The organism is Streptococcus wuxiensis (genome assembly GCF_040888245.1).
Classification (GTDB): Bacteria; Bacillota; Bacilli; order Lactobacillales; family Streptococcaceae; genus Streptococcus; species Streptococcus wuxiensis.
Genome location: NZ_JBFNFE010000019.1, coordinates 1 through 346, shown reverse-complemented (window position 1 = coordinate 346; position 346 = coordinate 1). Strand labels below are relative to the sequence as shown.

General features: G+C 42.8%; 1 protein-coding gene. It reads left to right on the top strand.

Features of this window, described 5'->3' with window-relative positions:
* The coding region (locus AB2B47_RS08615) for a hypothetical protein (RefSeq protein ID WP_320694119.1) at nucleotides 1-346 on the top strand (346 nt) is incomplete at both ends.

Sequence of the window (346 nt, the reverse complement as noted above, 5' to 3'; positions counted from 1 at the left end):
GTAACACCAACTGCAACACCAGCTGAATCAGTTGCACCTCAAGGTGTGGTTCAAACTGGTACTGTAACATTCACAGAAGGTGACCCAGTTGCACCAATCGACAAGGATACCATTACTCTTCTTGACGAAAATGGCAAACCAGCTCCATCAGTAGTTGCTAAGTCACCAGAAGGTAAAGAAATCGGTACTTTCACAGTTGATAAGGAAACAGGTGTTGTAACATTCACACCAACTGACAAGTCATACTCAGGTGATGTTGTTCCAGTTAAGGTTCAAGCTAAAGATGCTAACGGTACTGCTGTAGAAACAACTTACACACCTAAGATTACTCCAGTAGTTCCAACAG